General features: G+C 65.7%; 13 protein-coding genes. 5 read left to right on the plus strand and 8 right to left on the minus strand.

The window, feature by feature from the left end; all coding sequences use genetic code 11:
• Positions 1-51: 51 nt before the first annotated feature.
• Positions 52-1,146 carry an AI-2E family transporter gene (locus XM50_RS03985; RefSeq protein ID WP_046407546.1) on the minus strand — a complete coding sequence of 365 codons (1,095 nt, stop codon included), beginning with the start codon at positions 1,144-1,146 and terminating at the stop codon, positions 52-54.
• A 52-nt stretch (positions 1,147-1,198) separates the two neighbouring features.
• Complete coding sequence (locus XM50_RS03990) at positions 1,199-1,786, minus strand: isochorismatase family cysteine hydrolase (RefSeq protein ID WP_046407611.1); 588 nt, start codon at positions 1,784-1,786, stop codon at positions 1,199-1,201.
• Positions 1,787-2,152: 366 nt separating this feature from the next.
• Here XM50_RS03990 and XM50_RS03995 point away from each other — a divergent pair, with 366 nt between their 5' ends.
• The 3 genes from XM50_RS03995 to XM50_RS04005 are packed head-to-tail and all read left to right on the plus strand — an operon-like array spanning position 2,153 to position 4,628.
• A complete protein-coding gene (locus XM50_RS03995; RefSeq protein ID WP_046407613.1) occupies positions 2,153-3,403 on the plus strand; it encodes a lipoprotein-releasing ABC transporter permease subunit in 1,251 nt (416 codons plus the stop codon).
• A gap of 7 nt (positions 3,404-3,410) precedes the next feature.
• Entirely contained in the window at positions 3,411-4,088 is a 678-nt protein-coding gene (locus tag XM50_RS04000) for an ABC transporter ATP-binding protein (protein WP_046407547.1), read from the plus strand.
• A gap of 60 nt (positions 4,089-4,148) precedes the next feature.
• Entirely contained in the window at positions 4,149-4,628 is a 480-nt protein-coding gene (locus XM50_RS04005; RefSeq protein ID WP_046407549.1) for a glutathione peroxidase, read from the plus strand.
• A gap of 21 nt (positions 4,629-4,649) precedes the next feature.
• Here XM50_RS04005 and XM50_RS04010 read toward each other — a convergent pair whose 3' ends face one another.
• Entirely contained in the window at positions 4,650-5,231 is a 582-nt protein-coding gene (locus XM50_RS04010) for an HdeD family acid-resistance protein (protein WP_046407614.1), read from the minus strand.
• 95 nt (positions 5,232-5,326) lie between these two features.
• On the opposite strand from XM50_RS04010, the gene dnaE reads away from it, so the two are divergent.
• Positions 5,327-8,833 carry a DNA polymerase III subunit alpha gene (dnaE, locus tag XM50_RS04015; protein ID WP_046407550.1) on the plus strand — a complete coding sequence of 1,169 codons (3,507 nt, stop codon included), beginning with the start codon at positions 5,327-5,329 and terminating at the stop codon, positions 8,831-8,833.
• A 340-nt stretch (positions 8,834-9,173) separates the two neighbouring features.
• Here dnaE and XM50_RS04020 read toward each other — a convergent pair whose 3' ends face one another.
• The 5 genes from XM50_RS04020 to XM50_RS04040 all read right to left on the minus strand — a co-directional run bounded on the left by XM50_RS04020 (position 9,174) and on the right by XM50_RS04040 (position 12,022).
• Complete coding sequence (locus XM50_RS04020) at positions 9,174-10,253, minus strand: PA0069 family radical SAM protein (RefSeq protein WP_046407616.1); 1,080 nt, start codon at positions 10,251-10,253, stop codon at positions 9,174-9,176.
• A gap of 145 nt (positions 10,254-10,398) precedes the next feature.
• Positions 10,399-10,605 carry a DUF2842 domain-containing protein gene (locus XM50_RS04025; RefSeq protein ID WP_046407552.1) on the minus strand — a complete coding sequence of 69 codons (207 nt, stop codon included), beginning with the start codon at positions 10,603-10,605 and terminating at the stop codon, positions 10,399-10,401.
• A complete protein-coding gene (locus tag XM50_RS04030; protein WP_046407553.1) occupies positions 10,602-11,153 on the minus strand; it encodes a 5-formyltetrahydrofolate cyclo-ligase in 552 nt (183 codons plus the stop codon). The genes XM50_RS04025 and XM50_RS04030 overlap by 4 nt, the downstream gene beginning before the upstream one ends.
• Positions 11,154-11,336: 183 nt before the next feature.
• Positions 11,337-11,819 (minus strand): cell division protein ZapA, encoded by a 483-nt coding sequence (zapA, locus tag XM50_RS19100; protein ID WP_052742411.1) that lies wholly within the window; start codon positions 11,817-11,819, stop codon positions 11,337-11,339.
• On the minus strand, positions 11,819-12,022 hold the full coding sequence (locus XM50_RS04040; RefSeq protein WP_156167121.1) for a hypothetical protein: 204 nt from the start codon (positions 12,020-12,022) through the stop codon (positions 11,819-11,821). The genes zapA and XM50_RS04040 overlap by 1 nt, the downstream gene beginning before the upstream one ends.
• A 159-nt stretch (positions 12,023-12,181) precedes the next feature.
• On the opposite strand from XM50_RS04040, the gene gap reads away from it, so the two are divergent.
• Positions 12,182-13,186, plus strand: a complete 1,005-nt coding sequence (gene gap, locus XM50_RS04045) for a type I glyceraldehyde-3-phosphate dehydrogenase (protein ID WP_046407557.1) — start codon at positions 12,182-12,184, stop codon at positions 13,184-13,186.
• Positions 13,187-13,280 lie beyond the last annotated feature (94 nt).

Raw genomic sequence — 13,280 nt, forward strand, 5'->3', positions numbered from 1 at the left:
CAAGCGATCCATTAACCATTCAACATCTGAACGCAAAAGGTAAATAAGACATTAATCCAGCTTTTCCGGCGAGTCGCGTTCATTGCCGGCTGAATCGAACAAGGTGCGATGCCGGCTGCGGGGGATGTCCTCGCCCAGTGTGTCGCGCAGATAGAGGCTGCGGATCAACGTATAGATCACGACCAGCAGCGCGGCCGAAAAGAACAGGCCGAACAATCCGAACACCGCCCCGATCGCCAGCACCGAGAACAAGGTAATCGCCGGAGGGATGGCCACCACGCGGCTGGTGACAAAGGGGGTGATGAAGTTGGTCTGGATCACCCGCACTGCGGCAAAGACACCCAGTGCCCAAAGCACATGGCTGACCGACTGGGTCGCCGCCAGGCCGAGCGCCGGGATCATCGCCGCCACCGGGCCGACATAGGGGATAAACTCGCTCAGCCCCGACAACAGCCCCAGCGCCGCGGCGGACGGCACCTCCAGCCACCACAGGCCGAGCCCGACGAGCACCCCCATGCTCGTCATCTGGATCAGTTGCGCGCGCAGCCACAGGCGCAGCGTCGATGCCGTGTCGCCCAGCGCGTCCTCCACGACGGCGCGCTTGGAGGGCGGCATCAGCAGCAGAAAGCCGCGCTCGTACACCTTGGGATCGACCGCGAAGAAGATCGCGCCGACCAGGACCAGGAGCGCGTTGATCGCCAGTTGGCCCGCCCCTTCGGCAAGGCCACCGATGTCCTGCGCCACGCGGCTGCCCGCAAAGGCGGCGCGCACCGCGTCCACCACCTTGGCTCCGACTGGCGAAATCGACAGCTGATCACCGATCTCGTCCAGGATGCCGGGCAGGCGGGTCACCAGCACGTTGACCTGCGTGCGGAACTCCACCCCGAACAGCCAGCCCAGAAAGACGATCAGCGCCAGCACGGTGAGGATCGCAGCGACCAGGGCGGGCCGGGCCGGTACGCGTAGCCGTTCATTGTAGATCTCGGCGATCGCGTGAATGACGATCGCGCCGAGGACCGATCCAAAGGCGAGGATCAGCAGATCCCCGATGAAGTACAGCGTGGCTGCCAGCGCTATGACGCCAAGCGTCAGGAACAGGCGGCGAATGAAACGCGCGTCGTCGTCATCGGGGGATAGCCGGCTCATGCACTGCAAAGTCTGGCAGCAGCGGCCCGGTTCCGCCAGCCGGCCCGATTGGTCAGCGGCGACCGCCCGGCTGCACCTTGGGTTCGCTGGCAAGCCATTGCGCGAGCGACAGTTCGCTGGTGGGGCGAGTCTCGGCGCTCATCCCGTTTTCCATCATCTCCAGCGCCCAATGCGCGCGCTTCTCATGCTGCGAGGCGACCGCGTTGCGCGGAACCCACAGGTCATATTCGCGCATGTGCGCGTCGGCGGCGGTGAAAAGGACGCAGATATCCGCCGCCACGCCGATCAGGACGAGCCGCGACACGCCCAGCCGCGGCAGCAGGGCGGGCAGCGTGGTGGCGTAAAAGCCGGAGGATTCGGGCTTGATGACGAAGTAATCGTCGGGTTGCGGCCTCAACTGGTCGAGCAGGTCGCCGCCCTTGCTGTCCGCGACATGCGCGATCAGTTGATGCGGTTCATCGTGCCAGCGGCCATAATTGTCATTGACGAAGATGACGGGGACCTTTGCTTCGGCCGCCTGGCGTCTAAGCGAGGTAACCGGTTCCATCATTGCGGCAACAGCGTGCTTCAGGGCGTCTCCGCCATTGAAATCAAAGGTATTCAGTAGGTCGATGGCCAGGATGGCGGCGTTGCTGCTCATGTCGTTCACCGTAACCGCGGTACCATGGCGAACAACGATATAGATCAGGATAAGTTGATTTTATCTGCAGCGATCACGCGCGGATCTCCCAAAAGGAAAACGCCCGGATCGTTTCCGATCCGGGCGCCTGCGTGACGATTGCTCGTCAGCCCCCTTGTGCTACCGCCCGCGCGCCTCAACTGGGAGGCGGGGCAGAAAGCTTCCCCGAACCACGGCCTTTGCCTGTGTGCCAGTGGCTCGTTGCTACGTGCTCCTTGGTGGCGCGTCCACGAAAATGAACCGCAGCTAAACAGATTGATCGGGGCGTGTGATGATTCCGCAACAGCAACATTGCCAGTGCCGGCCCGCGCCGATACAGCGCGCGACATGATCCTGTCGCGCTACGAACGAATGATCGCGCGGCGCTATCTGCTTCCCGGGCGCGGTGAACGCTTCATTGTCCTCGTGGCTGGGTTCAGCCTCGGCGCGGTGATGCTGGGTGTCGCGGCGCTCGTGATCGTGATGAGCGTCATGAATGGCTTTCGGGCCGAACTTTTCGACAAGATTGTCGGCTTGAACGGCCATGCGGTGGTGCAGGGCGTCGGCGGGCGGCTGACCGACTGGCGGGAGGTCATCCGGGAGGCTGATGCGACCCCGGGTATCGTCAGCGCCGTGCCGCTGGTCGAGCAGCCGTTGATGTCGACCTATAACGGGCGCGTGGAGGCGGTCCTGGTACGCGGGATGCGCGTTCAGGACATCCGCTCCAACACGACGATCGGCAGCAAGGTCATCACCGGTACGCTCAGCTCGCTCACGCCTGGTGCGGGGCGCGTCGCGATCGGGTCGCGGCTGGCGGAATCGCTCGGCGCCACGGTGGGGTCGGAGATCACGCTGATCAACCCGGCGGGCCAGACGACCCCGTTCGGCACCGTGCCGCGCTACGTCAATTACACTGTGTCGGCGGTGTTCGAGATCGGCGTGTACGATTTCGACAAGGCCTATGTGATCATGCCGATGGAGGATGCGCAGACGCTGCTGCTGCTCGGCGACGCGGTGGGGATGATCGAGCTGGAGACGGTGGACGCCGATCGGGTCGGGCAGATCCTGGCGCCGCTGGCGGAGAAGGTCAGCCGTTTTGCCGTGATCAGCGACTGGCGCCAGATGAATGCCCAATTGTTCGAGGCGCTGGCGGTGGAGCGGATCGCGATGTTCGTGGTGCTGTGCATCATCATCCTGGTCGCGGCGTTCAACATCGCTTCCTCGCTGATCATGCTGGTGCGCGCGAAGACCCGCGACATCGCCATCCTGCGCACGATGGGCGCGACACGCGGCGCGATGATGCGCATCTTCATGACCGTGGGCGTGACGATTGGTGCGCTTGGCATCATCGCGGGCCTGATCCTGGGCGCGTTGTTCCTGTTCTATCGTCAGGCGGTGGTGAACTTCGTGCAGTTCGTCACGGGCCAGGAATTGTGGGATCCATCGATCCGCTACCTCACCGAATTGCCGTCAAAGCCCGACCCGGTGGAGATTGTCGCCATCGTGCTGATCACGGCGCTGATGACGCTGCTTGCCACCGTCTATCCGGCTTACAAGGCGGCAAGCACCGATCCTGTCCAGGTGCTGCGTTATGAGTGATGGGCCGATGACCGCCGTCCTGCAAACCGAGGGGCTGTCGCGCAGCTTCACCCAGGGCGGTGAGACGATCGAGGTGCTTCGCGGCGTCAACCTGGCGGTCGCGCCGGGGGAGATCGTCGCGCTGCTCGGGCCCTCCGGTTCGGGCAAGTCCACGCTGCTGCAGGCGGTCGGACTGCTCGAGGGTGGCTTCGACGGGTCGATCCGCATTGCCGGCGAGGAGGCCGCACGGCTCGACGCCAACGGGCGCACGCAGGTGCGGCGCGACCGGCTGGGCTTCGTCTACCAGTTTCATCACCTGCTGCCCGATTTCAACGCGGTTGAGAATGTCGTCCTGCCGCAGCTGATCCATGGTGCCACGACGGAGGCTGCGAACGATCGTGCCGCTGCGCTGCTCACTGCGCTGGGGCTCGGCCACCGCCTGACGCACCGCCCCAGCCAATTGTCGGGCGGCGAGCAGCAGCGCGTCGCGGTGGCGCGCGCGCTGGCCAACCGCCCGGCGCTGATCCTCGCTGACGAGCCGACCGGCAATCTCGACGAACATACCGCCGATCGCGTGCTGGGCGAATTCCTGCGGCTGGTGCGCGAGGAAGGATCGGCGGCGCTGATTGCGACCCATAATGAACGGCTGGCCGGCCGGATGGACCGTGTCGTGCGGCTGCACGAAGGGGTGATCGAGCCTGCTTGAGTCGCGCCGTATTGAGAGACGCTGCCCGGGCAAACCGGCGGTGAACAGGGAGTGGGGCTGATGACTGCGATCACCGATTTCGAGGTGAAGACCGCTGAGGGCGGCATGGCGTCGCTGGCCGATTACCGTGGCAAGGTGCTGCTGATCGTCAACACGGCCTCCAAATGCGGCTTCACCCCGCAATATGAGGGGCTGGAGGCGCTGCATCGCGACTATGCGGCGCGCGGGTTCGAGGTGCTGGCCTTTCCCTGCAACCAGTTCGGCGCGCAGGAGCCGGGCGATGCCGCGGAGATCGCGAACTTCTGCTCACTCACCTATGACGTGACCTTCCCCGTGTTCGCGAAGATCGAGGTCAACGGCCCCAACGCCGATCCCCTGTTCGAGCGGCTGAAGGCGGAGGCGCCCGGCGTGCTCGGCTCCAAGGCGATCAAGTGGAATTTCACCAAGTTCCTGGTCGATCGCGATGGGGCGGTGGTGCATCGTTATGCGCCCACCACCAAGCCGGAGGACATCCGGCGCGATATCGAGAAGCTGCTCTGACGCGGCGCTCCGCTCGGCTCTTCACCCGGGAAAGGTGAAGGCCGATGCGTTGCTGCGATGATCGATGCCGGCCATGATCGCGGTGATCCCGCCGAGCAGGAAGCTGATCCCCAGGATGAACCCGGGCAGCGTCAGCGCCGACATGGGTACCGTCGCCACGATCAGCATGGCCAGCAGGATGTTGACGATCCCCAGCGCGATCATCAGCCAGCGTTGCCGCCGCACGCGAACGCCGAACACGATCTCCATCACACCGCGCACCATCAGCCAGGCGGCGACCACCACGGTCAGTGAAATGGCGCCCGTCAGCGGCTGCACCACCATGATCCCGCCTGCGACAAGCGACAGCAGGCCCAGCAGGATCGAATAGACCCGGCTGTCCGATCCCGTGCCGCGTATGCCGGCGATCAGCGAGAACACGCCCGATACGATGAAGGCGAAGGCGATCACCATCGTCGCGGCGAGTGTCGCCGGGAAGGGCCAGACAAGGGCGGAAATGCCAAGCAGGGTCGACACCACGCCATAGGCGACGAGCCAGCCCCAGCCGCCCCCCACTCTGCCAGTGTTGCCAAGGAACGTTTCGCGTTGCCGAGTGTCGGTCATGGCTGGATGCTCCTGATCCTGCGCGTCGATGAAAGCGCACAGTGCCATCTGCGGTTCCGCTGGTCGAATCAGGACAATTACGGTAGCCTCAGGCGATGCCGCATTCCGGGTTCGTTCCGCTTCGCATCTTCTCCTCCTACACCATGCTCGACGGGGCGATCGAGCCGAAGGAAATTGCCAAGCGGGCCGCCAAGCGCGGCTTCCCCGCCGCCGCGCTCACCGATCGCAACGGGCTGTACGCGGCCATGGCCTTTTCCGACGCGGCCTTTGGAGAGGGCGTGCAGCCGGTCATCGGCACCATGCTGGGCGTGGCGCGCCCGGACCTGCCGGAGGGCGTGGCGCCGATGGTCGACTGGCTGGCGCTCTATGCCCAAAACGAGCGCGGTTACGACAATCTTTGTGAACTTGTGAGTCGCGCCCACCTCGATCGCCCCATCGATCTGGCGCCGCACGTCGACCTGGCGACGCTCGCGCGCTTCACCGACGGCCTGGTCGCGCTGACCGCTGGCGGCGAGGGAACGCTGGCGCGGCTGTTCGCCGAGGATCAGCCGGCACGTGCACTCGCCTACGCCGAGCGGCTGGCCGCGCTGTTCGGCGACCGGCTGTATGTCGAGATCAGCCGGCGCGGCAATGAGGTGGAGGAGCGCGCCGAGGCGGCGCTGATCGACCTTGCCTATGACAAGGACCTGCCACTCGTCGCCACCAACCCATGCTGCTTCGCCGAGCAGGGGTTCGGGCCGGCGCATGACGCCATGTTGTGCATCGCCAATTCGACCTATGTCGAAAGCGAGGATCGTCCGCGCAGTTCGCCCGACGCCTGGATGAAGCCGGCGGAGGAGATGAAGGCCCTGTTCACCGATCTGCCGGAGGCGATCGCTAATACGCTGGTGGTGGCGCAGCGCTGCGCCGTCGCGGCGCCCAAGCGCAAGCCGATCCTCCCCAGCCTCGCCGGCGACCGCGAGGGCGAGGCAGCGATGCTACGCGAACGGTCGCACGCCGGCCTCGACGCGCGCCTGAAGCGCATCGCGGAACTGGCTACCGAACCGCTCGAGGACGGGTGGCAGGAGAATTACCGCAAGCGGCTCGACTTCGAGCTCGACGTCATCATCCAGATGGGGTTTCCGGGCTACTTCCTGATCGTTGCCGACTTCATCCAATGGGCAAAGTCGAACGACATTCCTGTGGGTCCGGGGCGTGGTTCGGGCGCAGGCTCGGTCGTCGCCTGGGCGCTGACGATCACCGATCTTGATCCGCTTCAGCTCGGGCTGCTGTTCGAACGTTTCCTCAACCCGGAACGCGTCTCGATGCCGGACTTCGACATCGACTTCTGCGAAACGCGGCGCGGCGAAGTAATCCGGTACGTGCAGGAGAAGTACGGCCGCGATCAGGTGGCGCAGATCATCACCTTCGGTAAGCTGAAGGCCCGCGCCGTGCTAAAGGACACCGGCCGCGTGCTGCAGATGAGCTATGGCCAGGTCGATCGCCTCGCCAAGCTGGTCCCCAACCATCCGACCGATCCCTGGACGCTGAAGCGGGCGATCGACGGGGTGGCGGAACTGCACCGGGAATATGCCAACGACAATCAGGTCCGGCACCTCCTCGACTTGGCGATGCAGCTTGAAGGCTTGCCGCGACATTCGTCGACGCACGCCGCGGGTGTGGTGATCGGCGACCGCCCCCTCTCGCAGCTGGTGCCGCTCTACCGCGATCCGCGATCGGACATGCCAGTCACCCAGTTCGACATGAAATATGTCGAGGGCGCGGGACTGGTGAAGTTCGACTTCCTAGGCCTGAAGACCTTGTCGGTGCTGAAGCGCGCGGTGCAATTGCTTCAGAAGCGCGGCATCCATGTCGATCTGGATGCGCTGTCCTGGGATGACGAGGCGGTCTACGCGCTGCTGCAGAAGGGCGACACCGTCGGTGTGTTCCAGCTCGAATCGGAAGGGATGCGGCGCACGCTGTCGGCCGTCCGACCGACGAACTTCGGCGACATCATCGCGCTCGTGTCGCTCTACCGCCCGGGCCCGATGGACAACATCCCGTCCTTCGGCCGACGCAAGCAGGGCACGGAGGCGATCGACTATCCGCATCCGCTGCTGGAGCCGATCCTGGCCGAAACCTACGGGATCTTCGTCTATCAGGAACAGGTCATGCAGGCCGCGCAGGTGCTGGCCGGTTACTCGCTCGGCGGCGCCGATCTGCTGCGCCGCGCCATGGGCAAGAAGATCAAGGCGGAGATGGACGCGCAGCGCGCGACCTTCGTCGAAGGCTGCGCAAACCACAACCAGATCCCCGCGGACCGCGCGAACGCCCTGTTCGACTTGATCGACAAGTTTGCCGGCTATGGCTTCAACAAGAGTCACGCGGCGGCCTACGCCCTGCTCGCGTACCAGACGGCGTGGCTGAAGGCGCATTACCCGCACGAATTCTTCGCCGCGTCGATGGCGTATGACATCCATCAGACCGACAAGCTGGCGATCTTCTGTGACGATATGCGCCGGATGCAGGTGAGGGTGCTGCCGCCTGACATCAACCACAGTCAGGCGGACTTCGACGTGGAGGTGGATGAGGATGGGCCGGCGGTGCGCTACGCGCTCGCCGCGCTGAAATCCGTTGGCGAAGGCGCGATGGAGCGACTGGTCGCGGAGCGTGATGCGGGCGGCGCGTTCACCCGGCTGGACGACTTGGCGCACCGCGTCGATCCGCGGCTGATCAACAAGCGGCAGCTGGAAACGCTCGCCGCCGCGGGCGCGTTTGACGCGATCGAACCCAACCGTGCCGGTGTTCACGCGGTTGCGGAGACGATCCTTGCGGTCGCGGCGCGCACCCACGACGCGCGGATCAGCGGGCAGGGTGGGTTGTTCGGCGATGCCGAGCCTGCCGGAGATGCGATCAAGCTGCCCACGTCAGCGCGCTGGAGCATGTCGGAGCGGATGGAACAGGAGAAGGAAGCGTTCGGCTTCTACTTCTCGGCGCACCCCGTCGACCGGCATGCCCATCTGGCGAAATCGCACGGCGCGCGGCTCTATACCGCACTGGCGGAACTGGCGATCCCGGATGATGGCACCCGCGCGGGCGCGACCATGGCCGTACTGGTCGAGGACGCGCGGTGGCGAACGTCGGCGCGCGGGAAGCGCTATCTGATGGCGACGCTGAGCGACCAGAGCGGCCAGTTCGTTGCGACCTGCTTCGACGATGCGGTGGCGGCCGATCTTGAAGAGGCAGCGCGGGCGGGGGGCTGTGGCCTTGCCACGGTCGAGCTTGACCGGCGACCGGGCGAGGAAACACCGCGGGTGACGGTGAAGCGGCTGCAGCCATTCGAGACGCTCGCCTCGCAGGCGCGGTTTGTCGTTGAAGTTGCGGTAACCTCCGCGGCTGCCTTGCCCGCCTTGGCCGCCGTGCTGGAACATCAACGCGGCGCCCGCGGCGAAGTGCTCCTGCGCGCGCCCGTTGGCGAGGCTGCGGGCAGTGGCGAGGCGACGGTGCTGCTCGGGCGGGACTTTCTTCTCGACCTTGAACTGGTGCACAGGATCGAGGAACTGCCGGGCGTCAGCACCGTGACATTGCGCCAATCCGAAACCCGGCTCTCGCTGGTCGGCTGATGTCCCTCGCCGCGCTCCTCCTCGCCGCTGGCGGCGGGGAACTGCCAGAGGAGGGGCGGGAAGCGGGGCCCAGCCGGTCTGCTCGCTGTTCCAACCAACCCCGCTCGAGGCAATGCCGGAGATCAGTCCCGAGCGGCCGAACATGACCGAGAGTTCATATACGGTCGATCCGGGGCATGTTCATGAGCGCGGCGGAATATGCGCTAGCCCGTGATCGGAGCCGCACACTCGACATCCCCCGTGGAGCTGCGGCTTGGGGTTGCGGATCGGTTCAGCGGGGATCCCGACCGGGCAACAATTTTCGTGAGCGGCTCCGCACGGTTTTGATTGGTAGCGACGCTCAGCCGAACAACTCGCCCTGGGCGCCCAGCGGTGGTCGGAACAGGTCGGTCCTGAGCCCAAGGCGCTCGGCGCGACGGACGATGCCGTGCCGCCGCCGGGCGATGTCGAAGCGGGTTCGGAGGAGGTCTGCCCACGGACCTTGGCCTCGCATTCGTGAGAAGAAGGCGGGGTCATTGTCCCTGCCACCACGCAGCGAGGCGATCGTCGCCATCACCTTGGCCGCGCGATCGGGGAAGTGTTCGTCGAGCCACGCGCGGAACAGCGGAGCGACCTCCCAAGGCAGCCGCACGGGGATGAACGACACATCCAGCGCGCCAGCCGCTGCGGCACGCGCGACGATCGTCTCCACCTCATGATCGGTGATGGCGGGAATAACGGGGGCCATGTTGACGTAGGTGGGAATGCCTGCCGCCGTCAGCTTCGTGACCGCGGCGAGGCGGCGTTCGGGATGCGGCGCACGGGGTTCGATCGTCATGGCGATCCGTGGATCGAGCGAAGTGACGGAGATGGCGACGCTGACCAAATTGCGCTCGGCCATCGGGGCGAGCAGGTCGATGTCGCGCACCACGCGGTCAGATTTGGTCGTGATTACAAGCGGATGGCTGTAGGCCGAAAGCACCTCGATGATGCCGCGCATGATCTGCCAGTGCGCCTCGATCGGCTGATAGGGATCGGTGTTGGTGCCCAGCGCAATGGGGGCGCAGCGGTAGGAGGGTTTGGCAAGTTCCTCGCGCAGCAGGCGGGGTGCGTCAGGTTTGGCGAAGAGTTTGGTTTCGAAATCGATGCCGGGCGATAGATCATGGAAGGCATGGGTGGGACGGGCGAAACAATAGATGCAGCCGTGTTCGCAGCCGACATAGGGATTGATGCTGCGGTCGAACGGAATATCGGGGCTTTTATTGTGTGAAATGATCGTCTTGGGGGACAGTTGCTGGACGGTGGTGCGGACGGGTAGGGGCGGGCCGTCGATCATGTCGCGCATGTCGAGCCAGTCGCCGTCGGCCTCTCGCGCGGCGAGGTTGAAGCGATCGCTGACCGGGTTGATGGTCGCGCCGCGATGGGGGCGTGGTTTGCGCATGATCGTCCGAACCACGATATAGCGGAACAAAGACGGAACATAAAGCGCTGAAGTCGGCGAAGGCCGGCCTGTCTCCGGCTAAATTCGGCCAGCGATCGCCCGAGCGTGGCCAGCAGTCGGGAAGAACCGCCCCGCGGTGATCAGGTCAGCGCCAGCGGCCGGTTTCCATCCAGCGCAGCAACGGCTTGAGCGGCGCGATCCAGATGATGCCGGCCACCACGTAGAACAGCGCCTGCACCAGCGCGTGCCATTCGCCGACGGTGCCGGAAAGGCTGACGATCAGCGCGCACCAGACGGTGATGAGAAGGAGGATGGCAAGCATCCCCACCGGCTTGCGCCAGGACGGCGTCATGACGTGATCCATTCCTGTTCGGTGATGATCGCGTGGAGCGGGACGTCCCACGGATCGACCGGGAGCCGTTCGACCTCCTGCACCGAAAAGGCAACCCCGATGCGGTGCGCATTCGGGTAGGCGGCAAAGGCGCGATCGTAATGGCCGGCACCCTGGCCGAGCCGGGCGAGCGTCCGATCGAACGCGACCAATGGTGTGAGGATCAGGTCGGGCACCAGTTCGGGCGCATCGGCGTCGGGCTGGCGAAGGCGGAACGGGCCGGTCGCGAGCGGCGCGTCATGCTGCCATTCGAGGAAGCGAAGCGGTGTTTCGCGATCAATCACATGCGGCAGCGCGATCCGGCATCCCGCCGCGCGCGCCGCGCTGACCAGGGCGGTGGGATCCGCCTCGCTGCCGACGGGCACATAGCTGGCGACGATCATTCCCGGCGCGAGCAACGCGGTGAAGGGCGGTGGCGGTGCGATGATCGGCGGATGGCGGCCGAGCGCCTGGCGCGCAGATCGGGCGGCGCGGCGCAGCGCCTGCTTGTCCAGCGGCGCGTCGTTCATGATGCACGGGGGCGGGTGACGGGACCGCCATGGCCGTTTGCCGGGATATCCACTGACGCCCAGTACGTCAGGTGGGGACCATGTGCGTCGGGCCAGGGCCCGGGCAGGGACAGCCCCCATGGATGATGAATAGCCTCAGGGATAAGTCTAGGCTCGTACCGGGCAGTACCCGTCACGACCAAACTAGTCATTCGGGGCGGGTTGCTCAAGGGCCTCCGCCAATCCTTCCAACCGTTCGGCGATTGCGACGAGCGTATCGAGGTCGACCGCCTCGGCCTGCGCGCTGTCGGATGCGACGGACGGCGTCGCCAGCTGGGCCGCCTGATCGTTGAACTGCGCGGTTTGCGCATCGAGCAGCGCGGATTGTTCCTCCAGCTGCGACGCCTGCGCATCGAGCAGCGCCGATTGCTCCTCGATCTGGACGGATTGTGCCTCCAGCCGGGTGGCCTGATCGGCGAGCTGCGCCTGCGCCTCGCTCACCTCGTCGGCGAGCATCAGCGCGGTGAGGAGCAGCGCCTGCGGGACGCCGCCGTCGCCGGCCGCACGCAGCGCCTGCGGCCAGCGTTCCGCCACGATCCGGCCGAGGCGCTGCACCTCCGCCTCGCCGCCCTCACGGGTGTTGACCGTCCAGCGCGTGCCGCCGATGTCGAGGGAGACGCGCGCCATCAGCGATCGCCCTCCGGCGCGGCATTGCCGGTGCTGTCCTGATCGGTGGCGTCCTGCGCGGCGACCAGTGCGTCGATCGCGGCGACCGCCTGCGCGACCTCGCCACGCAAGGCGGCGTGCCGCTTGCGCAATGTCTCGGTCTGCTGCTCACGGCTGTCCATGGCCGCCTCGATGCGCCTGATCGCGGCATGAATCCGCGTCACAGCGTCGTTTTGTGTCATGGGACCGGATTAGGATCGCGGTGCCGCAACGGCAACCCCCGGGCTTGTGCGCGTAACCCACAGCTGGCGGCCGTCCGGTTGACGCATCATGCTTCTCTTGCGACAGCGCGCCAAAATCTGAACGAGAGGTGAGTCGGCATTATGACGAAGGTTGCGATCAACGGCTTCGGCCGCATCGGACGCTTGGTGGCACGTGCGATGCTGGAGCGCGGCGGCAGCGATCTCGAACTGGTGGCGATCAACGATCTCGCCGATGCCAAGTCCAACGCATGGCTGTTCAGCCGTGACAGCGTTCACGGCAAGTATCCGGGCACCGTCGAGGCGGTCGGCAACGACCTGGTCATCGACGGCAAGCACATCCGCGTGACCGCGGAGCGCGACCCGGCGAACCTGCCGCACAAGGAACTGGGCGTCGACCTGGTGCTGGAATGCACCGGCTTCTTCACCGATCGCGCATCGTGCGAAAAGCACATTGCGGCAGGCGCCAAGAAGGTGCTGATTTCCGCGCCCGGCAAGCATGTCGACCTGACCGTCGTTTATGGCGTCAACCATGACAAGCTGGAGGCCGGCCACACGATCGTGTCCAACGCATCGTGCACCACCAACTGCCTGGCGCCGGTCGCCAAGGTGCTGAACGATGCCATCGGCATCGAGCGTGGCCTGATGACCACCGTTCACGCCTATACCAACGACCAGAAGATCCTCGACCAGATCCACCCGGACCTGCGCCGCGCACGCGCCGCGGCGATGAGCATGATCCCGACCACCACGGGCGCGGCGCGCGCGGTGGGCGAGGTGCTGCCGGAGCTGAAGGGCAAGCTGGACGGTTCGGCGATCCGCGTGCCGGTGCCGGACGGCAGCCTGGTCGACCTGACCTTCACGCCGAAGCGCGACACCAGCGTCGAGGAAGTCAACGCGCTGCTGAAGGCGGCGGCGGAAGGCCCGATGGAGGGCGTGCTGCACTTCTCCGACGAGCCGCTGGTGTCGATCGACATCGTTCACACGCCTTATTCGTCGACCGTCGATAGCCTGGAGACGGCAGTGATCGACGGCAAGCTGGTCCGCGTGGTCAGCTGGTACGACAATGAATGGGGCTTCTCGAACCGCATGGTCGACACCGCGACCCTGATGGCGAAGCTGGGCTGATCCGTCGGGCCGCCCCGGCGCCACGCCGGGGTGGTCACGCGATACGCGCATGGCAAACGGGATCCTTGTTGGAATCGCGCGCCATGCGCGATCG

Origin of the sequence: Sphingomonas sp. Ag1, from assembly GCF_000980895.1 — a bacterium.
GTDB lineage: Bacteria > Pseudomonadota > Alphaproteobacteria > Sphingomonadales > Sphingomonadaceae > Sphingomonas > Sphingomonas panaciterrae.